The 20,682-nt window shown below is 67.0% G+C and carries 20 protein-coding genes; 8 read left to right on the top strand and 12 right to left on the bottom strand.

Features of this window, described 5'->3' with window-relative positions:
• Positions 1-9 precede the first annotated feature (9 nt).
• Positions 10-1,125, top strand: a complete 1,116-nt coding sequence (locus WS69_RS06090; protein WP_059469895.1) for a succinylglutamate desuccinylase/aspartoacylase family protein — start codon at positions 10-12, stop codon at positions 1,123-1,125.
• Between the two features lie 122 nt (positions 1,126-1,247).
• Here WS69_RS06090 and WS69_RS06085 read toward each other — a convergent pair whose 3' ends face one another.
• The gene (locus WS69_RS06085) at positions 1,248-2,057 is read right to left on the bottom strand and encodes a MetQ/NlpA family ABC transporter substrate-binding protein (RefSeq protein ID WP_059469894.1); all 810 of its coding nucleotides are present in this window, start codon (positions 2,055-2,057) and stop codon (positions 1,248-1,250) included.
• A gap of 301 nt (positions 2,058-2,358) precedes the next feature.
• Here WS69_RS06085 and WS69_RS06080 point away from each other — a divergent pair, with 301 nt between their 5' ends.
• The 4 genes from WS69_RS06080 (at position 2,359) to aac(6')-III (ending at position 5,202) form a co-directional block, all read left to right on the top strand.
• Positions 2,359-3,507: a porin gene (locus tag WS69_RS06080; protein ID WP_059469893.1), complete on the top strand. Its 1,149-nt coding sequence runs from the start codon at positions 2,359-2,361 to the stop codon at positions 3,505-3,507.
• A gap of 207 nt (positions 3,508-3,714) precedes the next feature.
• Positions 3,715-3,975 (top strand): DUF2866 domain-containing protein, encoded by a 261-nt coding sequence (locus WS69_RS06075; RefSeq protein WP_059469892.1) that lies wholly within the window; start codon positions 3,715-3,717, stop codon positions 3,973-3,975.
• A 376-nt stretch (positions 3,976-4,351) separates the two neighbouring features.
• Entirely contained in the window at positions 4,352-4,735 is a 384-nt protein-coding gene (locus tag WS69_RS06070) for a DUF6232 family protein (protein ID WP_059469891.1), read from the top strand.
• On the top strand, positions 4,732-5,202 hold the full coding sequence (gene aac(6')-III, locus WS69_RS06065; RefSeq protein ID WP_059469890.1) for a tobramycin N-acetyltransferase AAC(6')-III: 471 nt from the start codon (positions 4,732-4,734) through the stop codon (positions 5,200-5,202). Before WS69_RS06070 ends, aac(6')-III begins: the two co-directional genes overlap by 4 nt.
• A gap of 241 nt (positions 5,203-5,443) precedes the next feature.
• Here aac(6')-III and dhaL read toward each other — a convergent pair whose 3' ends face one another.
• The 7 genes from dhaL to WS69_RS06030 form a co-directional block, all read right to left on the bottom strand.
• Positions 5,444-6,103, bottom strand: coding sequence for a dihydroxyacetone kinase subunit DhaL (gene dhaL, locus WS69_RS06060; protein ID WP_059469889.1), 660 nt, complete (start codon positions 6,101-6,103; stop codon positions 5,444-5,446).
• Positions 6,100-7,104 (bottom strand): dihydroxyacetone kinase subunit DhaK, encoded by a 1,005-nt coding sequence (locus tag WS69_RS06055; protein WP_059469888.1) that lies wholly within the window; start codon positions 7,102-7,104, stop codon positions 6,100-6,102. The genes dhaL and WS69_RS06055 overlap by 4 nt, the downstream gene beginning before the upstream one ends.
• Before the next feature lie 4 nt (positions 7,105-7,108).
• On the bottom strand, positions 7,109-8,245 hold the full coding sequence (locus WS69_RS06050) for an MDR/zinc-dependent alcohol dehydrogenase-like family protein (protein WP_059469887.1): 1,137 nt from the start codon (positions 8,243-8,245) through the stop codon (positions 7,109-7,111).
• A gap of 73 nt (positions 8,246-8,318) precedes the next feature.
• The gene (locus WS69_RS06045) at positions 8,319-9,089 is read right to left on the bottom strand and encodes an SDR family oxidoreductase (RefSeq protein WP_059469886.1); all 771 of its coding nucleotides are present in this window, start codon (positions 9,087-9,089) and stop codon (positions 8,319-8,321) included.
• An 11-nt stretch (positions 9,090-9,100) separates the two neighbouring features.
• Positions 9,101-10,129 (bottom strand): substrate-binding domain-containing protein, encoded by a 1,029-nt coding sequence (locus WS69_RS06040; RefSeq protein ID WP_059469885.1) that lies wholly within the window; start codon positions 10,127-10,129, stop codon positions 9,101-9,103.
• Between the two features lie 31 nt (positions 10,130-10,160).
• Positions 10,161-11,150 (bottom strand): ABC transporter permease, encoded by a 990-nt coding sequence (locus tag WS69_RS06035; RefSeq protein ID WP_197419213.1) that lies wholly within the window; start codon positions 11,148-11,150, stop codon positions 10,161-10,163.
• Positions 11,147-12,664 carry a sugar ABC transporter ATP-binding protein gene (locus WS69_RS06030; protein ID WP_059469884.1) on the bottom strand — a complete coding sequence of 506 codons (1,518 nt, stop codon included), beginning with the start codon at positions 12,662-12,664 and terminating at the stop codon, positions 11,147-11,149. Before WS69_RS06030 ends, WS69_RS06035 begins: the two co-directional genes overlap by 4 nt.
• A 238-nt stretch (positions 12,665-12,902) precedes the next feature.
• On the opposite strand from WS69_RS06030, the gene rpiB reads away from it, so the two are divergent.
• The 3 genes from rpiB to WS69_RS06015 all read left to right on the top strand — a co-directional run bounded on the left by rpiB (position 12,903) and on the right by WS69_RS06015 (position 16,866).
• The gene (gene rpiB / locus WS69_RS06025) at positions 12,903-13,397 is read left to right on the top strand and encodes a ribose 5-phosphate isomerase B (RefSeq protein ID WP_059469883.1); all 495 of its coding nucleotides are present in this window, start codon (positions 12,903-12,905) and stop codon (positions 13,395-13,397) included.
• Positions 13,398-13,429: 32 nt separating this feature from the next.
• Positions 13,430-14,392, top strand: a complete 963-nt coding sequence (locus WS69_RS06020) for a sugar-binding transcriptional regulator (RefSeq protein WP_059469882.1) — start codon at positions 13,430-13,432, stop codon at positions 14,390-14,392.
• A gap of 272 nt (positions 14,393-14,664) precedes the next feature.
• Entirely contained in the window at positions 14,665-16,866 is a 2,202-nt protein-coding gene (locus tag WS69_RS06015) for a S46 family peptidase (protein WP_059469881.1), read from the top strand.
• 69 nt (positions 16,867-16,935) lie between these two features.
• On the opposite strand, the gene WS69_RS06010 is transcribed toward WS69_RS06015, so the two are convergent.
• The 4 genes from WS69_RS06010 to WS69_RS05995 form a co-directional block, all read right to left on the bottom strand.
• Complete coding sequence (locus WS69_RS06010) at positions 16,936-18,135, bottom strand: porin (protein WP_059469880.1); 1,200 nt, start codon at positions 18,133-18,135, stop codon at positions 16,936-16,938.
• Positions 18,136-18,201: 66 nt separating this feature from the next.
• Positions 18,202-18,711: a TIGR00725 family protein gene (locus WS69_RS06005; protein ID WP_059469879.1), complete on the bottom strand. Its 510-nt coding sequence runs from the start codon at positions 18,709-18,711 to the stop codon at positions 18,202-18,204.
• A 16-nt stretch (positions 18,712-18,727) separates the two neighbouring features.
• Positions 18,728-19,555 carry an ABC transporter permease gene (locus WS69_RS06000; RefSeq protein WP_059469878.1) on the bottom strand — a complete coding sequence of 276 codons (828 nt, stop codon included), beginning with the start codon at positions 19,553-19,555 and terminating at the stop codon, positions 18,728-18,730.
• 10 nt (positions 19,556-19,565) lie between these two features.
• The gene (locus WS69_RS05995) at positions 19,566-20,660 is read right to left on the bottom strand and encodes an extracellular solute-binding protein (RefSeq protein WP_059469877.1); all 1,095 of its coding nucleotides are present in this window, start codon (positions 20,658-20,660) and stop codon (positions 19,566-19,568) included.
• Positions 20,661-20,682: the final 22 nt, after the last annotated feature.

The following is a 20,682-nucleotide window of genomic DNA, read 5'->3' as shown; positions in this document are numbered from 1 at the left end:
ATTCCCATCATGCAAACGCAGACCCATCCGCTGATCTCGCCGGCCGTCGGCACGGCGCGCCACATCACGAGCTTCCACTACGGCCCGCGCAGCGGGAAAAAAATCTACATCCAGGCGTCGCTGCATGCGGACGAGCTGCCGGGCATGCTGGTCGCGACGCTGCTGCGCCGCAAGCTCGCGGCGCTCGAGACGGCAGGCAAGCTGCGCGACGAGATCGTCGTCGTGCCGGTCGCGAATCCGATCGGCCTCGCGCAGCACGTGTTCGGCGATCATCTCGGCCGCTTCGAGCTCGGGTCGATGCAGAACTTCAACCGCAACTTCCACGATCTCGCCGCGCTCGTGATCCCGCGCATCGAAGGCCGCCTCACGAAAGACGCGGCCGCGAACCTCGCCATCGTGCGCGACGCGATGCGCGAAGCGCTCGGCGAGCAGAAGCCGCGCACCGAGCTCGAATCGCAGCGGCTCGCGCTGCAGCAGTTGTCGTTCGACGCCGATATCGTGCTCGACCTGCACTGCGACTGCGATGCGGTGATGCACGTCTACACGAATCCGGATCTGTGGGACGACGTCGAGCCGCTCGCGCGCTACCTGGGCGCGAAGGCGTCGCTGCTCGCGCTGAACTCGGTCGGCAACCCGTTCGACGAGATTCACAGCTTCTGCTGGTCCGAGCTGCGCAACCGCTTCGGCGAACGCCATCCGATCCCGAACGGCGCGATTTCGGTGACGGTCGAGCTGCGCAGCGAACGCGACGTATCGTATGAATTCGCCGAGCACGACGCGCAAGCGCTGATCGAATACCTGACGCTGCGCGGCGCGATCGAAGGCGCGCCCGCGCCGCAGCCGCCGCTCGAATTCGCGGCGACGCCGCTCGCGGGCACCGATCCGCTCGTCGCGCCGGTATCGGGCGTGATCGTGTTCCGTACGCCCGTCGGCGTGTGGATCGAGGCGGGCGACGAAGTGGCCGACATCGTCGATCCGCTGACCGACCGCGTCGTCACGTTGAAGAGCAGCGTGTCCGGCGTGCTGTACGCGCGCCAGATCGCGCGCTTCGCGACGGCCGGGATGGAAGTCGCGCGGATCGCCGGCGCGAAGCCGATCCGCACCGGGTCGCTGCTGACGGCCTGAGCGGGCGAGTCGCTGTCCAAACTCATGTCCGTGCAAGCATCGTGCTCGTGCTTGCATGAGCATCGCGCCCGGCGATGCGTCCGGGCGCACGCGCAGCGCGCCACCCGCCCCTGCCGGCCTCGTCAGAACGCCGGAATGATCGCGCCGTTGAATTTCGTCTCGATGAACTTGCGCACGTCGTCCGATTCATACGCGGCGACGAGCTTCTTCACCCACGGCTTGTCCTTGTCCTGCGCGCGCACCGCGATCAGGTTCGCGTACGGTCCCTTCAGATCCTCGATCGCGATCGCGTCCTTCACCGGCGACAGCCCCGCCTTCACCGCATAGTCGGTGTTGACCGACCCCGCGTCGAGGTCCGGCAGCGCGCGCGGCAGCTGCGCGGCGTCGAGCTCGACAAGCTTGATCTTCTTCGGATTCTCGGCGACGTCGAGCGGCGTCGCATTCACGCCGTTCGTGCCGGCGCCCGGCTTCAGCTTGACGACCCCGTACTTCTGCAGCAGCAGGAGCGCGCGATTGCCGTTCGACGGATCGTTCTGAATCCCGACTTTCGCGCCGACTGGCAGATCCTTCAGCGACTTGAGCTTCTTCGAATAGAAGCCCATCGGCGACGTATACGTAAGCCCGACGTTCACGATCCTGTAGCCGCGCTGCTTGATCTGGCTGTCGAGAAACGGCTGGTGCTGGAAGCCGTTCGCATCGAGGTCGCCCGCATCGAGCGCCGCGTTCGGCTGCACGTAGTCGTTGAATTCGATCACCTTGATCGCGAGCCCGTCGCGCGCGGCGACCTTCGTCACCTCGGCCCAGATCTGCGCGTCCGGGCCGCTCATCGTGCCGATCTTCAGCGCCGGGCCGCCCGCGTGCGCGAGCGTCGCCGCGATCACGAACGCCGCGCCGCCGGCCGCCCGGCGCAAGATCGAAGCAAATCGTCGCATGGCTTGTCCTCGCATCCTGTTTTCATGAAAGCGCGAATCGTCGCATGTGGCGGCAAAGGGACAAACCAAGCAATTTTCATACATATATTCCTGCGCCCGGTCAATCATCCGGCGGAATCGACATAACGCGACGAATGCAAGCCTCCATCATCACGTGTGGCGCGGGCGCTACAGACGTGAACATGACAGCAATTGTCATATTCATTAAGCGCCCCGTCGATACAGTGCGCTTCCGTTCCCCTTCCAACCGCCTTAAGAGCGCAGCGGAACTGCAAACATTCTTACTGCTCGGAGATTTGCCTTGAACAAGAAACTGTTGACCACCGCTATCCTCGCCGCGACCGCGAGCGCGGCACATGCACAAAGCAGCGTCACGCTGTACGGCCTCATCGACGCCGGCGTCAGCTATGTGAACCATAGCAAGAGCGCCAGCGGCAGCAGCAAGCTCTTCAAGTACGACGACGGCATCGCCCAGGGCAGCCGTTGGGGCCTGCGCGGCGCAGAAGACCTCGGCGGCGGCCTGAAGGCGATCTTCGTGCTCGAAAACGGCTTCAACAGCGGCAACGGCACGATCGGCCAGGGCGGCGCGATCTTCGGCCGCCAAGCGTATGTCGGCCTGTCGCACAAGGAAGCCGGCACGCTGACGTTCGGCCGTCAATACTCGTTCTCGACCGACATCCTCGGCTCGAACTACTCGACGGGCGGCAACACGGTCGCGGGCAACTACGCGTACCACGTGAACGACATCGACCAACTGACGTCGAGCCGCATCAACAACGCGGTGAAGTTCCAGAGCGCGAACTATTCGGGCTTCACGTTCGGCGCGTTGTACGGCTTCTCGAACTCGACGTCGTTTGCGGGCGCACCGGCGACGACGACGGGCACGACGACGACGGCGGGCTCGTCGCGCGCATACAGCTTCGGCCTGAACTACGCGAACGGCCCGATCGGCCTCGGCGCCGCGTACACCGACATCCGCTATCCGGGCCAGTCGACGCCGGCGATCACGACCAACATCGCGAACCTGACGATCAACAACGTTCGCGACCTGCGCAGCTTCGGCGTCGGCGGCCGCTACATCTGGGGCCCGGCGACCCTCTGGGCGCTGTGGACGAACACGCGCCTCGAGCCGATCACGGGCGGCAGCACGACGTACAACGCGTACGAAGCGGGCGGCAAGTATGCATTCACGACGGCGCTGTCGGCGGGCGTCGGCTACACGTACTCGCGTGTGTCGGGTGCGAACTCGGGCCACTGGAACCAGGTCAACGGCGCGCTCGACTACGCGCTCAGCAAGCGCACCGACGTGTACCTGCTCGCGATCTACCAGGAAGCGTCGGGCAACAACCTGCAGGCGCAGATCGGTTCGAGCACGAGCTACTTCAACACGTCGGGCACGGGTTCGAAGAACCAGTTCGCCGCGCGCGTCGGTATCCGCCACAAGTTCTGAGCATTCGCTCGACAACTCGCGGCACACTACGGCAAAAGCGCCCCGCCTCGTGCGGGGCGCTTTTTTTGCTGCTTTTAAGTTTCGCTTAATTCTGGGTTGAGAGGATGCTCACACCCCCCCTGTTGGCCGCCTGAGCATCGGCGGCATTTTTTTATCCCGATTGCGGCGGCGCAGACCGTCCAACGCAAGACAGGATCGGAGGAAACGATGGTCGAAGATACCGTTTTCAGCGGCCTGCGCACGATACTCACGCACGAACACGCGTTCCCGGTGCAAAGCTGCCGCGTGTCGATCGCGATGCAGCGCCCGTGGGGACGCCCGTACCGGCTCGTCGAATGGACGATGCACCTCGACGCGCCCGCGCGCCGTCGGATCGTGCCGGCCGAGAGCACCGAGGCGGAAATCGCCGAGGCAGTCGCGTCGCACGTGCCCGGGCGCCTGTACGAAGGCGGCGCCGCGCTGTTCTGACGGGCGCTCCGGCGCGATTCGCCGCCGCGCTCGGCAAGGCTTGCGCACGCGCGGCGCGGCGATGCGTTCCCACGCAGGACGAGCCGCTTCTGATCGTTCCTGTCGTTTTTTGTCCGTTCTCTCCGTTCTCTTTCGCCGATTGGCCGGAGTTGCCGGCTGCGGTCGCAAGCAACGTCGCGCAGCCGCCTCCGTAGGTCATCCCGCCCCGATCATCCTGTCCGGCCGTCGTGCCGGCAGTCCTTACCGATTTTCCCTGCCGTTCACCCGTATCGGTCTTCCCCGGTCTTCCCCGATTTCGACGCCATGCGTCATCGGACCTCGTTGACGCTCCCGTCAAATCTGCTACGCTGCGCGTTTTCCGATTCGCACCCCTTTGATGGAAAACGCCTTCAACGAACGCGGCGTCATGGTCACGCGCAACAGCCTGTCCGCCGCAGGGCAAATTTTCGCGCTGCGAGAGATCCGCGGCGTCGAAGTTCTCACCGTCAGGAAAAACAAGATCGTCCCGTGGTCGATTTCGCTCATCGGCACCGCCGCCGCGATCGCGGGCGGCACGCTCGGCACGAGCGCGCTGCTCGTCGTGGGCGTGATGCTCATCGTCGTCGGCTACCTCGCGTGGACCACGCAGGACGTCACGCATCGGCTCATCGTCGACATGCCGGACGGCAAGCGCGAGGCGGTGATGAGCATCGACCGCGAATTCGTCGAGCGCGTCGCGCACGCGGTGAACGCGGCCCGCTCGGCGACCGCGTCAACTTGACGCACCCCGCTTCGCTCTTCACGATCCGCGCCGCCACGGCGTCCGACGCCCCCGCGTGGCGGCAGCTTCGCCGTGCGCTGTGGCCGCATGCGGACGATGCCGAGCACGCGCGCGATGTCGCGCAGCAACTCGACGCGCCGAACCGCCATGCGTGCTTCATCGCGTGGACGCCGGACGACGCGCCGCTCGGCTTCGCCGAGGTCGCCGTCCGGCGCGACTACGTGAACGGCTGCAACACGTCGCCCGCGCTGTTTCTCGAAGGCATCTTCGTGGATCCGGCCGCGCGCCGCCGCGGCGTCGCCCGCGCGCTATGCTCGGCCGCCGCTGTCTGGGGCGCGACATGCGGCTGCGCCGAATTCGCATCGGACGCGCCGCTCGGCAACGCCGCGTCGCACGCGCTGCATCGCGCACTCGGCTTCGACGAAACCGAGCGGGTGGTCTTCTTTCGGAAGACGCTCGCACGTTGACGCGACGGCGGGCGCGCGCATCGCGGCGCGGATTGCAGACTTCGGACGGCGAATCGCATGCCGCATGTCGAACGCTGCGCGCGAATTGCAACGAGTCGAATCGAGAGCCAAAGCTATCGAGCCGCGCGGCGCGGCCCGCTTGCGCGATACCGTCGACTGTCGATCGCCGATCCGATCGCCGTTTATGCTCGACTCCATGCTCGCCCCACCCGCCGCCGTATCGTCGCAGCCGCCTATCCGGTCAGTTCAGCCGCGCGCCGATCGAACTCGCGACGCTGCACAGAATCAGGCAGCACGACACCGCACCCGCATCGAGCGTGCCGACCGACCGCTCGCCGAGCCGCGACGCCCGACCGATCTTCGCCTGCAGCCAGCGCGTCGATTCCTTGCCGCGCTCGGCGGCCGCGCTCATCGCCGCGAGCGCGTGCCGGAAATCGTCGCCGGCGCGTAGCGCTTCGTGAAATGCGGCGTCGGCGGGCGCGAGCGTGTCGATCAACGTCTTGTCGCCGACCTTCGCATCGCTGATCGTCCGCAATCCCGCAAGCCCCGCCGACAGCGCTTCGCCGAACAGCGCCGCATCGAGCGTGTCGCGCCCCTTCAGCGCCGCCGCAAAATCCATGAAGAAGCTGCCGTAAAGCGGCCCCATCGATCCGCCGATTCCGTCCATGAGCGACGTCGACAATACGTCGAGCGCATCCGGCAGGCTCGTCGCGCCGCGCGCGTCGAGCCGCGCGCCGCACTGGCCGAAGCCCTTGCTCATGTTGATGCCGTGATCGCCGTCGCCGATCGCCGCGTCGATCTCCGACAGAGGATCGCGGTTGCGCTGGATCACGTCGACGAGCTCGCGCACGACGAAACCGGCGTCGGCGAGCGGCAAGCGCTGAATGGCGGCGGTGTTCATGCGCGTTCTCCCACGGTGAGGCCGATGCTGCTGCACGGCGCGGCGAACAATTGCTTCAGCTCGTCGTCGAGCCGGGTGATCGTCAGCGTGACGCCCATCATCTCGAGCGACGTGAACAGATTGCCGACGAGACGAAAGCCGATCTTCAATCCGGCCGCCGCGAGCCGCTCCGCTACTTCGGCATACAGAATATATTGCTCCATCAGCGGCGTCGCGCCGAGCCCCGACACGAGCACCGCGACTTCCTCGCCGCGTTCGAGCGGGAAATCCGGCAGCACGATGTCGAGCATCATTTCCGCCATGTCCTTCGCGGGCACCGTGCGCATCACGCGCACGCCATGCTCGCCGTGATGGCCGATGCCGACCTCCATCTCGCCGTCGGCGATGTGGAAGTTCGCCTTGCCGTTCGCCGGAATCGTGCACGCGGACAGGCCGATGCCGACGGAGCGCGTGTTGTCGATCGCCTTCCGCGCGCTCGCGATCACCGCATCGAGATTGCCGCCCGCCGCCGCGCGCGCGCCGCCCGCCTTCCACATCAGGATCTCGCCCGCGACGCCGCGCCGCTTCGCGCGTTCGTCGCGCGAAGCCGATGCGACGTCGTCGTTCGCGACGACGGTCTTCACGTCGATGCCCTGCGCGGCCGCCATCTTGACGGCCATCTTCACGTTCATGTTGTCGCCCGCGTAGTTGCCGTACAGGCACGCGACGCCCGCGCCGCGATCGGCGCGCTTGAACGCGTCGACGAAGCTTTTCGCGGTCGGCGACGAAAAGACCTCGCCGACCGCGACCGCATCGACGAGCCCCGGCCCCGTGTAGCCGAGAAACGCCGGCTCGTGGCCCGAGCCGCCGCCCGTGACAACGCCGACCTTGCCCGGCGCCGGCTGCGCGACGCCGATCACGCGCGGATTGTCCGCGTCGAGCGTGAGCTGCAGATGCGCGGCGACGATACCGCGCAGCATGTCCTCGACGACGTAGTCGGGATGATTGATGACACGATTCATGCAATTAACCTCGCGGATCCAGTACGACCTTCAACGATTGCTCGCCGCGCTCCATCACCGCGAACGCCTCCGCGAAGCGCGACAGCGGAAACGTGTGCGTGACGATGCCGCGCACGTCGATCTTGCGCGATCCGATGAACTCGATCGCGCGCGGATACATGTACGGGCCGAGATGCGAGCCGAGCACGTCGAGCTCCTTGCGGTCGCCGATGATCGACCAGTCGACGGTCGCGTCGTCGTTGAACACGCTGAATTCGACGAAACGGCCGAGCTTGCGCAGCATCGCGAGCCCCTGACCGACCGCGCGATGGTGGCCGGTCGCCTCGATATAGACGTCGCAGCCATAGCCGTCCGTGATCGACCGGATCTTCTCGATCACGTTCTCTTCACCCGGATTCCATACTTCGTCCGCGCCCATCCTGAGCGCGAGCGCCGCGCGCTCAGGCTTCATGTCGAGCACGATCAGCTTCTTCGGATGGCGCAGCCGAACCGCGCCGACGATGCCGAGCCCGAGCGTGCCCGCGCCCGCGACGACGACCACGTCGTCGAAGCCGACGTTCGCGCGATCGGCCGCATGCAGCGAGCACGACAGCGGCTCGATCAGGATCGCCTCGTCGGATGGAATCGAATCGGGCACCTGGTGGACGATCGCCTCCTTCGTGAAGATCATGTACTCGGCCATCGCGCCGTGCACGTTCTTCTGGAATCCATACAGATCGTGCTTCTGGCACATCCAGTACTGGCCGTGGCCGCAGAAGCGGCAGCCCCAGCACGGGACGATCTGCTCGGAGATCACGCGATCGCCGACCTTCACGCCGCGCCGCTCGGCGCCCAGTCCGAGCGCGACGACGCGGCACACGAACTCGTGGCCCGGGATCATCGGCGGCTTCACGTAGCGCGGCTGCACCGCGTCGCCCCAGAACGACGGCGCGCCGCGGAACGTCTTGATGTCGCCCATGCAGATGCCGACGAGCTCGACTTCGGTCAGGATCTCGTCGGGTCCCGGCTTCGGCACGGGCACCTGTTCGAGGCGGTAGTCCTCCGGACCGTGGCATACCACGGCGCGCATCGTGGCGGGCAGAGCGCCCGCGTCGCTGTGCGCGGCCGCGCGTTGCGGCGGCGCTTCGGCTATCGACGACATGCAACGTCTCCTTATATCTTCTGTCGGTTGTCCCGACGATGACGGCGTGGCCGCCGCGCGGCCCGCCGCCGCTTCAACGCACGGTATAACCGCCGTCGATCACGACGTTCTCGCCTGTCATCATCGCGGCTGCGTCGCTCAGCAGATAAAGCACGAGTGCGGCGATCTCGTCCGGCCGCGCGAAGCGGCCGGACGGAATCTCGCGCTTCGCGCGCTCGCCGGCTTCGCCCGCCCACGCCTTCTTGCCGAGCTCGGTTTCGACGATCGTCGGCGACACCGCGTTGACGGTGATCCCATGCGGCGCCCATTCGAGCGCGAGCACCTTCGTCATCCCGACGATCGCGGCCTTGCTCGCGCAATACGCGACATGCCGGTCGAGGCCGACCACGCTCGCCTGCGACGCGAGATTGACGATCCGCCCGCCTCTGCCGCCCGCGATCATCTGCCGCGCGACCGCCTGTGCGATGAAGAACGACGCTTTCACGTTGATCGCCATCGTCGCGTCCCACGCGGCCTCGCCAACGTCGAGCGCCTTGTCGAGCAGCGCGACGCCGGCGCTGTTGACGAGCAGGTCGACGCCGCCGAAGCGCGACGCGACGCGCTCGACCGCCGCCTGCGCGGCCGAGCAGTCGCGCAGGTCGAGCGACATGCCGGCGTGGCGCGCGGCGCCGCCTTCCAGCGTCGCGGCAATCCGCATCGTTTCGGGATGCAGATCGACGAGCGCGACGCTCGCGCCGCGCTGCGCGAGCAGTTGCGCGCACGCATGCCCGATGCCCGCCGCGCCGCCCGTCACGAGCGCGACGCGGCCCGTCAGATCGAACGCCCTGTCCCAGAGATTCGTCATGGCCGCCTCGCTCAACCGCCCGTGACCTGCCTGTAGAGCTGATCGGCATTCGCCGGCGTGACGGGCACCCACGGCAGAACGTAGCGCTTCGCGGTGCCGCCGTCCCACTTCAGATCCTTCGCGTAGCGCTGCCAGATCACCGACTGCGGCTTGTAGCTCGCGCCGACGAGCTGCCGCAGCACCAGATCGAGCGCGCCCTGCGACTGCGCCTGCGCGTCCTGCAGGAACGTCGTGATCTCGCCGCGCTTCGCGGCCTGGATCGCGTCGGGCATCCCGTCGATCGACGTAATCGGAATGTCCTTCGGCGTGAGCCCGCGGTTCTTGATCGCCTGCAGCGCGCCGAGCGCCATGTCGTCGTTCTGTGCGATCACGCCGTTGATCTGCTTCGGATGCGCATTGAGCCAGTCCTCCATCAGGTTCATCGCTTCCGCGCGCGACCAGTTCGCGGTCTTCTTCTCGATCACCTTGATGCCCGGATATTTCGCGAGCACTTCCATCTCGCCCTTCTCGCGATCGATCTGCGCGGATTGGCCGATCGGCCCCTGGATGATGACGATGCTGCCCTTGCCGCCGATCTGCTTCGCGAGCGCTTCGGCCTGCAGACGGCCGCCCTCGACGTCGTCGTTGCCGATGTACGGCACCTTCGGCGTCGCGAGCATCGTGTTCGATGCGATGAGCGGCGTGTCGGATGCGGCCGCGCGCGTCGCGACGCCGATGCCCGCCTTCGTGTCGATCGGCACGAACAGGATGCCGCTGTACTGCTGCGTGAGCATCGTCTCGATCTGATTGTTCTGCGTGAGCGCGTCGTAGTTGCCGTCGAACACCGTGAGCTGCACGGTGCCGCTCTTCACGGCCGGATGCGCCTTGATCTCGCGCACCCAGTTCTGCATGAACTGGCCTTTCATGCCGTACACCGCCGCGCCGACGCGGTATGGCCCGCTCGCCGCGTGCGCCGCGCCGCCCGCCGCCGCGATCGCGAGCGTCGCGCCGAGCACGGTTGCGGCCGCGAAGCGGCCGAGCCAGGTGTTTCGTGTTTGCATTGTCGTCTCCTCCGGATGGGAATGCGCTGCGTCAGCGCGGCTGTTTGCGGGCCACGTCGATGAGCACGGCCAGCACGATGATGAGTCCCTTGGCGATCTGCTGGTAATACGACGACACGCCGAGCAGATTCAGCCCGTTATTGATCACGCCGATCAAAAGCGCGCCGAACAGCGTGCCGACCACGCCGCCCTGCCCGCCCGACAGGCTCGTGCCGCCGATCACGACCGCCGCGATCGCATCGAGCTCGTACGACACCCCCGCCTGCGGCAGTGCGGACGTCGTGCGCGCGGCGAGAATCATCCCGGCGAGACCGGCGAGCGCGCCCGACACGACGTACACCGAGAACACGATCTTGCGCACGCCGATGCCGGAAGTCCGCGCGCTCTTCTCGTTACCGCCGACCGCGTACAGATAGCGGCCGTACGTCGTGTAGCGCAGCACCCACCAGCACGCGAGCGCGACCGCCGCGAAGATCAGCACCGGCATGCCGAGCGGGCCGAGCCTGCCGACGCCGAGCGAAAGATAATCGTCGGGCAGGTTGGCGACCGGGCTGCCGTCGTTGACGATGTACGTGACGCCGCGCGCGATGCTCAACATGCCGAGCGTCGCGACGAACGGCGGCACGTTGAAGCGCGCGATCGTCACGCCGTTGATCGCGCCGAGCGCCGCGCCGCACGCGACGCCGACCGCGAGCGACGCCGCGAGCCCGTGCCCCGCCGCGCCGGCGAGGCCGCTCACGATTCCCGCGAGCGCAAGCACGGAGCCGACCGACAGGTCGATCCCCTTCGTCAGGATCACGTACGTCATGCCGATCGCGAGAACCCCGTTGATCGACGTCTGCCGCAGGATGTCGCTCCAGTTGCGCCACGTGAGGAAGTACGGACTCGCGAATGCGAGCACGACGCACAGCACGACGAAAATGATCGGGATGCCGAAGCGGCTCGCGAACTCCGCGACGTTCACGCGCTTCGGCGTCGCTTCGAGACGGGTCAGGGTCTGAGTGTTCATGGTCTTGTTCATGAAGCGAGGTGGAGCAGGGATTCCTGGGTGGCGCCGTCGCCCGGGCAGACGGCGGCGACGCGGCCGCCCTTGAACACGGCGATGCGGTCGCTCAGATACAGCAGCTCGGACGCCTCCGACGACACGACGATCACCGCGCCGCCGTTGCGCGCGAACGTATCGAGCAGCCGATAGATTTCCTGTTTCGCGCCTTCGTCGATCCCGCGCGTCGGCTCGTCGCACAACAGCAGCACAGGCTCCGTCGACAGGCATTTCGCAAGCACAACCTTCTGCTGGTTGCCGCCGCTCATCGCGGCCACCGGCATTCGCAGCGACGCGGCCTTGATCCGCAGCCGCTCGACCATCGATTGCGCGAGGCGGCGCACGAGCGCGCGCCGGATCACGCCGCCGCGCGACAGGCGCCGGTACGCGGCCATCGCGATGTTCTCCTGCACGCTGCCGGACAGCACGAGGCCCGAGTCCTTGCGGTCTTCGGTGACGAGCGCGATGCCGGCGCGGATCGCCTGCGCGGGATCGCCTTGCGGCAGCGGCTCGCCGCCGAGCGTCGCCGTGCCCGCATCGGGCCGCGTGAGGCCGTACACGCAATTGAGGAATTCGCTGCGGCCCGAGCCCATCAGCCCGTAAATGCCGAGAATCTCGCCGCGCCGCACGTCGAGAGTCACCGCTTCGAACTCGTCCGCGCGCGTGAGTCCGCCGACCGCGAGGCACGGCTCGCCGTGCGCGGGCCGGCGCGCCTTGTCGACGACGGGCATCTCGCGGCCGACGATCGCGCGTACGAGATGCGCACGATCGATGTCGGCGATGCAGCCGCTCTCGACGTACGCGCCGTCGCGAAACACCGTGTAGTCGTCGGCGATCTCGAACAGCTCGCTCAGGCGATGCGACACGTAGATGATCCCGGCGCCGTGCGCGGTGACGTTGCGGATCGCGGCAAAGAGCGTCTCGGTCTCGCGCTCGCCGATCGCGGACGTCGGCTCGTCCATGATCATCACCTCGCAATCGCGGCTGAACGCCTTCGCGATCTCGACGAGCTGCGTCTGCGCGAGACTCAGGCGATGCATCGGCACGCCCGCGTCGATCGCGAAGCCGAGGCGGTCGAGCAGGTCCTGCGCGCGGCGCTTCAACGTCCGGAAATCGACGACGACGCGCGCACGGGTCGGCTCGCGGCCGAGATACAGGTTTTCGGCGACCGTCATCCCGGGCACCGGCGACAGCTCCTGCGTGATGATCGCCATCCGGTTCGCGAGCGCTTCGGCGGGCGACGCGAAGTCGACGTCGCGGCCGTTCAGCCGGATCGCGCCCTCGTCGCGGCGCAGGAGCCCCATCAGGATGTTCAGGAACGTGGATTTTCCGGTGCCGTTGCCGTCGCACAGCGCGTGCACGCGTCCGGCCATGAGGCTCAAGCGTCCGTCGCGCAACGCGCTCACGCCGTTGAACCGCTTCGCTACCTGGCTTGCTTCGAGCAGAACAGGAGTCACTGTCGTATCCCGAATGATGAATGAACTTTTGTTCATTCACGATTATTTGATACAGCGTGACCGCATGGTAATCATCGGTTTTTTGGTGTGTCAATTACTGGTAAACGCTGATCGCCACCGCCAAATCATCATCGAAACTTTGATTTATAAAGAATTTATTAGGTCGAGCAAGCGTTTGAGCAAAATTTCACCCTTTGCCAAATGTTCAGGCAGGTCGTTATAATTGCTCAACATTGCACATTTGCGCACTCAACTTGCCCTCCGGAGGTTCACCATGAAAGTGGCGATCGGTTGCGACGAAGCGGCCTACGCGCTCAAGGAGTCGATCAAGCGGCACCTCCGCGCGAAGCATCCCGATGTCGAGTTGCTCGACTTCGGCACGCACAGCGCGGATGAGGCCGTGCTGTATCCCGACATCGCGATCGAAGTCGCGCAGCGAGTCGCGGCGGGCGAGTTCCCGCGCGCGATCCTGCTGTGCGGCACGGGCATCGGCGTCGCGATCTCCGCGAACAAGGTGCCGGGCATCCGCGCCGCGCAGTGCCACGACACCTATTCGGCCGAGCGCGCGCGGCGCAGCAACGATGCGCAGATCATCACGATGGGCGCGCGCGTGATCGGCACCGAGCTCGCGAACAGCATCGTCGACGCGTGGCTCAAGGCAGAATTCGACGGCGGCCGCTCGCAGCCGAAGGTGCAGCGGATCGCCGATTACGAACACCGGACGGGCCTCACCCAGGCCGGTCCGAACGACGCGCACTGCGGTTCATGACGCCGCGGCGCGCCGCTCCTCTCCACTACGACATGACGAACGAAGAACTCACGCAACTCGCGAAGTGCTATTACGTCGACGGGTCGACCCAGGAAGAACTCGCGCAGAAGTTCGCGATCTCGCGCCCGAAGGTGGGCCGGCTGCTGAAGCGCGCGATCGAAGAGGGCATCGTCGAGATCCGCGTGCGCCATCATCCGCGCGCCGTGCAGGATCTCGAGCAGGAACTGGTCGCGCGCTTCGGGATCCAGCGCGCGATCATCTCGGTCGACCACAAGGATCAGGACAGCCAGCGCGAGCTGCTCGCGGGCCTCGTCGCGAGCTATCTCGACCGCGTGCTCGCCGACGGCGCGATCGTCGCGGTCGGCATGGGCCGCAACGTGAGCGCGGTGTCGCGGCACGCGGTGTCGACGACGCAGCGCAACTGCTCGTTCGTGTCCGCGATCGGCGGCTCGTATCGCGGCGGCGAGACGATGAACGCCGACCACGTCTGCCGGCGCCTCGCCGCGCGCTTCGGCGGCGAGAGCGAGACGCTGTATGCACCGGCGCTCGTCAACGATCCTCAGCTCTTCACCGCGCTGCTCGAGAACGAAGTCGTGCGCCAGTCGCTCGACAAGGCGCGCCGCGCGTCGATTGCGCTCGTCGGGATCGGCGACATTCTCGAGGACAGCAACATGGTCCGGATGGGCTGGTTCACGCCCGAGGAGATGGCGGAGGCGAAGCGCGCGGGCGCGGTCGGCGACATCATGGGCTACGACTTCATCGACATCCACGGCCGCCCGGCGACGACGATGCTGCGCGGCCGCGTGATCGGCCTCACGCTCGAAGACCTGAAGCGGATTCCCAACGTGATCGCGACGGCGAGCGAGCCGACGAAGGCGACGGGCATCCTCGGCGCGCTGCGCTCCGGCGTGATCAACACGCTGGCGACGACGCAATCGATCGCGCAGACGGTGCTGAGCCTCGCGCAAGCGACCGAGACGGCGACGGCGGAATAGGAAGGAAGTCGCGTCGGCGCGCCCCGGCGAACGGGCGCGGCGTCCCGGATCGCCCGAAACGCAGCCGCGCCGGCGCGTCGCTCGATCGACGAGCGAGAATTGAAAACGCCGCCACAGCCGCTACACTGTCGCGCGGCGTTTCGCCGTGCGCTTCACCCGGCATTCGTTTCGTCAGCTTTCGCCGTCGCGACATACCCGATCGCGCGGCACCGTCCGCCGGCGCGCCCGCCCGCGCGCCGGCGCCCGCATGCCAGGAACAATCCGAGAAATACATGCGATCATCCGCGTCACCCGCATCGTTCGCCGCACGCTCCCTGCTGTTCGCCTGCGCGCTCGCCACGAGCGCCGCCCATGCCGACGAAGGCATGTGGCAGCCGCCCCAACTGCCCGGTCTCGCCAATACGCTCGAACAACGCGGCCTCACGCTCGACCCGCACACGCTGTCGACGCTGACCGCGTGGCCGATGGACGCCGTCGTCAGCCTGGGCTTTTGCACCGCGTCGTTCGTGTCGCCGGACGGCCTGATCGTCACGAACCACCATTGCGGCTACGGCGCGCTGCAATACAATTCGACGCCGCAGAACAATCTGATCGAAAACGGCTTTCTCGCGCGGCAGCGCGGCGAGGAACTGCCCGCCGATCCGACGCAGCGCGTGTACGTGACCGAGCAGATCCGCGACGTCACCGACAAGATCGATGCGGCGCTCACGCCCGGCATCGCGGGCTACGCGCGCTACGCCGCCATCGACACCGCGAAGAAGCGCCTCGTTCGGGACTGCGAACAGCCCGGCTATCGCTGCGACGTCTACACGTTCAGCGGCGGCTACAGCTATCAGTTGATCCGGCAGCGCGAAATCCGCGACGTGCGGCTCGTCTACGCGCCGCCGGTGTCGATCGGCAAGTTCGGCGGCGAGATCGACAATTGGATGTGGCCGCGCCATACCGGCGACTTCAGCTTCCTGCGCGCGTACGTCGCGAAGGACGGCAGCGCCGCATCGTATTCGAAGGACAACGTGCCGTATCGTCCCGCGCATTGGCTGACGGTCAATCCGGGCGGCGTGAACGCGGGCGATTTCGTGATGGTCGCCGGCTATCCGGGGCGCACCGAGCGCTATCGGCTTGCCGACGAGTTGCAGAACGCGATCGAGTGGCGCTATCCGACCGAAATCTGGATGGCGAAGGACGAAGTCGCGATCATCGCCGCGGCAAGCAGGAAAGACCCGGCGATCGGCGTGCGCTACGCAAACCGCGTCGCCGGGCTCGACAACATGATGAAGAACTTCGAGGGCAATCTCGACGGGCTCGCGCACAGCTCCGCACTCGCGGACAAGCGCGCCGACGAGGCCGCGCTCGATCGCTGGCTCGCTGCGCGGCCGGCGGGCGGCAAGCTCGACGGCGCGGGCCTGAAGGCCGATTTCGATGCGCTCCGGCAGCTCGTCGAACAGCAGAAGCGGCTGCGCGAGCGCAATTTCGTCGGCGAACTCCTGTCGAATTCCGGGCTTTATCAGGCATCCTACAAGATCGTCCGGCTCGCCGACGAAAAGCAAAAAACCGACGACATCGAACGCGAAACAGGCTATCAGAAGCGCGACGAGATTCGCATCGCCGGCGAGGAACAGCGGCTCGATCGCACGATGGATCCGGCCGTCGATCAGCAGGTCTTCGTCTACGCGCTCGAGCGCTACGTGAAGCTGCCGGCCGACCTGCGGCTCGCCGCGCTCGACCGCTGGCTCGACGGCGCATCCGACGATACGGCGCTCGCGCGCAAGGCCGCCGATCTCTATCGCGGCACGAAGCTCGCCGATACCGCGACGCGGATGCACTGGCTGGACGCGACGCCCGCGCAAATCGCCGCGAGCGGCGATAGCTGGCTCGTGCTGATGCATGCGCTGATGCCGGACCTGCTCGCATACGAGCGCGAACAGAAGGCGATCGCCGCCGACGATTCGCGGCTGCGGGCCCGCTACATGACCGCGCTGATCGCGTTCGAGCAGTCGCGCGGCCATCCCGTCTATCACGACGCGAACAGCTCGCTGCGCGTGACGTTCGGCACGGTCCAGGGCTATGCGCCGCGCGACGCGGTCCGCTATGCGCCGTTCACGACCGTGGAGGGCATCGTCCAGAAGCAGACGGGCGTCGAGCCGTTCAACGCGAGCGCCGCGCAACTGGCTGCGATCCACGCGCGCGCTTTCGACGGCTTCGCATCGCCGGCGCTCGGCACGCTGCCCGTCGACTTTCTCGCGAATCTCGACATCACGGGCGGCAATTCGGGCTCGCCGACACTCGACAAGAATGGCCGGCTCGTCGGCCTCGCGTTCGACGGCACCTGGGAAGGCGTGAGCTCGGGCTGGCGCTACAAGCCGGACATGGATCGCTCGATCCATGTCGACGTCCGGTACATGCTGTGGGTAATGCATCATCTCGATCGCGCGGACAACCTGCTGAACGAGATGCGGGTGAACGTGACGCACTGAACGCGCTGCGTGTGCACGCATCGCGCCGGCCGCCTGCGCCCGGCGGCCGGCGCGCGGACGCGCCACGCGTCAGAACGTGTGACGCACGCCGATGCGCACGAGCGTCTGCGTGTCGCCCGCCGACGAGATGCCGTTGCCGACGTCGCCGACCGACGCCGTCGCATTCACGACGTTGCCGTACGGGTCGAGCGTCTTGCCGCTCGCCTTCTGATAGCCGACGAGGCCGTACAGCGCAGTGCGCTTGGACAGGTAGTAGTACGATGCGACGTTTACCTGATGATATTTCGGCGCGGACTGCCCGTCGATCGAGCTGCCGCGCGTGAAGTCGTAGCCCGCCGCGACGCGCAGCTCGGGCGTCGCCTGCCACGACACGGTGCCGCCGATCGAGTTGTACGTCGCGGTGCCGTTGAACGTCGAGAACGCGCCGGACTTGTACTGCGTGTTGCTGTACGACAGCCCGAGCGTCACCGCGCCGATCTGATAGGTGCTCGCCGCCGCGACGATCTGCATGCTCTTCGACGATGCGAAGCCCTCGTTGATCGACGAACCGAACGTGCCGTCGTACGAGCCCGTCCACGCGCCGCCGTTCGCACCATACGCGTTCGTCGCATACAGGTACGCGGCGCCGATCGAGAATGGCCCGTTCACGTACTGTCCGCCGACGCTCCACGTGTTCTGGTTCTTCACGCTGCCGGCCTGATTGCCGAAGCCGTATAGCGCGCCCAGCGTGAGGCCGCCGAACTTGGGGCTCACGTACTTGATCGAGTTGTTCTCGCGCGACTGATTGTCGATGTTGTCGAGGTCGCCCGGATGCGCGCCCATGCCGGTCAGGAACGTACCCGCGCTGATCGTGCCGACGAAGTCGACGATCGGATCGTACTGGCGGCCCATCGTGAGCGTCCCGAAGCGCGTGCTCGACAACCCCATCCACGCCTGCCGCCCGAACATCCGCCCACCCTGTCCGGCCTGCCCCGTGCCGATGTTGAAGCCGTTCTCGAGCTGGAACACCGCCGCGAGGCCATCGCCCAGATCCTCTTTGCCCTTCAACCCCCAACGGCTGCCCGACCAGGTGCCGCTCGCGAAGCTGTAGCTCGACTCGTTCCGGTAGCTGACGGGCGCGCCGAGCGCGCCCTTGCTCTGCGCGACACGCTGGTTGCTCGTATAGCCGAGCCCCGCGTCGACGATCCCGTAGAGCGTCACCGTGCCCTGCGCATGCGCGCCGACGCACGCGCTCCCCGTCACCAACAATGCCACTGCCGCTTTTTTCATGGATAGGATTCCTGCCAGATTGAATCAAAACGAATGACGCGCTTCATCTCCAAACCCTCGACGCGGCTAAGCCGAATCGACGAGCCATTGCGCGACGCGCGCGAGCAGCGGATCCGGCGCGTCGAAGTTCTCGACGCCGGTCACTTGCGGCGCATCGCAAATCGTGAAAACCGGCTTGCCCCACTGCAAGCCGAGCGCGATCTCGGACAGCGTGCCGAGCCCGCCGCCGACCGCGATCAGGCACAGCGACGCGCGCGCGATCAGCGCATTGCGCGTAATGCCGAGCCCCGTCGGCAGCGCGACGCTCAGATGCGGATTCGCGCCTTCGGCATCGTCCTCGGGCAGCAGGCCGATCACGAAGCCGTCCGCGCGGCGCGCGCCGCGCGCGGCCGCTTCCATCACGCCGCACTTGCCGCCGCCGACGATCACGATGCCCGTCGCGGCGAGCGCGTGCGCGATCGTCTCGGCGATGCGCATCTGCTCGTCGGTCGCGACGCGCGGACCGATCAGGCCGACCGGCATCAGATGACGCCGAGACCCTTGCTGGCGCAGCGCGACGCGCGCGAGCGCGGCCATCGCCTCCGATGGGCGTTCAACGATGTCGTCGCGCAACGTATTCCCCCATCGCGAGCACGCAGGTGCACAGCGCCGTCAGCACGATCGACAGCACCGCGGCCTGCGAGAAATCGGTCTGTCCGTCGGACAGCTTCAGGTACATCAGGAGCGGCAGGATGTTGATCTGCGTGCCGGCGAGCGCGAGCGCGGTGCCGTACGTGCCGAGCGCGATCGCGGTCACGAGGCACCACGCGGCGGCGATCGACGGCCACAGCTCGCGCCACGCGACGTCGAGCCACGCGCGCCACGGCTTCGCGCCGAGCGTCATCGCCGCTTCGAGCGGACGCCGGTCGAGATTCGCGAACGCGGGGAACAGCATCAACGCGACGCGCGGAATCAGGTAGTACGCGTACGCGACGACGAGGCCGAACGTCGTGTAGATCACGCCGCCCACCTTCGCCGCATCCGCGCCGAGGCCGGCGAGCAGCGTCGTCACGAAACCGGCGCGGCCGAACGTCAGGATGAAGCCGTATGCGATCACGAGCCCGGAGAACGCGAGCGGCACGCCGAGCAGCGCGAGCGACCAGCGGCGCTGCGCGGGCGTCTGATCGGTGAGCGCCAGCGCGAGCGGCACGCCGACGCACGTCGACAGCGTGCCCGTGCCGACCGCGAGCGCAAGCGAGCGGCCGATCGCGTCGGCGACGAGCGGATCGCGCAGCACCGCGGCGAACGCACGGCCGCCTTCCGCGAACGCCGCGCTCAGGAGCGCGGCGAGCGGCAGCACGAAGAACAGCACGAGCAGCCCGCCCGCCGGCGCCGCGCCGAAGCGGCGCAATAAGCCGTGGTCGAGAGACGATCGTTGCACGTCGCGCTCCTTACTGTCCGAGCGTCGCTTGCGACCACAGCCTGTCGACTTCGGCCTTGCGCGCGGCGGCCTTCGCGACATCGAGCGGGTGCACCTGCAGCGCGTTCGGCATCTTCGCCGCGACGTCCGGCGCGAGCGCGACGCCCGGCACCGCAGGCCGCACGTAGCCGCGCGCGAAGAGCGCCTGGCCGGCCTCGCTCATCACGAAGTTGAGCCAGAGCTGCGCGGCTGCGGGGTTCGGGCCGTTCTTCACGAGGCTCATCGCATACGGCGCGGACACGCTGCCGTCCTGCGGAATCACGACGTCGACCGCGTCGCCCATGCCGTCCGCGTACTTCGCCTTCAGGCCGTCGTTCTCGTATCCGATCAGGATCGGAATCTCGCCCTTGACGAACTTCGCGTAGGGCGTCGTGCCTTCGACGCGCAGCACGTTGCCCGCATTCTTCAGCTTGCCGAAGAAATCGGCGCCGGGCTTCGGATTGTCGACGCCGCCGCCGAGCGCGGACGCCGCCGCGAATACGACGACCTGCCCTTGCCCCGTCGAGCGCGGATCGAGATAGACGACCGCATTCCTATACTCGGGCTTCAGCAGATCAGACCAGTGCTGCGGCACGTTCTTCACGAGCTTCCTGTTGACGAGAAACGCGACGTTCAGCGAATGCACGGTGAACCAGCGGCCGTCAGCGTCGCGGAACACGGACGGCAATCGATCGAAGTTGATCGGCTTGAACGGCGCGACGACGTCCTTGCCCGCCGCTTCGAGCGCCGACGCCGCGAAGTAGTACGCGGTGTCCGCCTGCGGACGGCGGCGCGACTTGTCGAGCGCGACGACGGTCGCGGCCGAGCCGATGTCGTTGTACGTGAGCTCGACCTTCGGATAGCGCTTGCGGAACGCCGCGAACAGCGCCTTCCAGTTCGCCCATTCGGGGCCGGTGTCGAATGACACGACGAGCCCTTCGTCGGCGGCCTTCGCATAGAGTGCGTCTTCGCCCGCATAGAGCGGCGCGGCATGCGCACCGTTCGCGGTGAGCGTTGCGCAAGCGCCGAATGCGAACACGAGCGCGATGCGGCGCATCGCCGTCAGAAATTGTCGGCCTGCAAACATCGTGAATCTCCGTTGAACGAAT

The sequence above is a fragment of the Burkholderia sp. BDU5 genome, assembly GCF_001522845.1.
In the GTDB taxonomy this organism is placed as follows: domain Bacteria; phylum Pseudomonadota; class Gammaproteobacteria; order Burkholderiales; family Burkholderiaceae; genus Burkholderia; species Burkholderia mayonis.
Note: the sequence above shows the minus strand (reverse complement) of the source record. Positions and strands in the feature narration are given on the sequence as shown.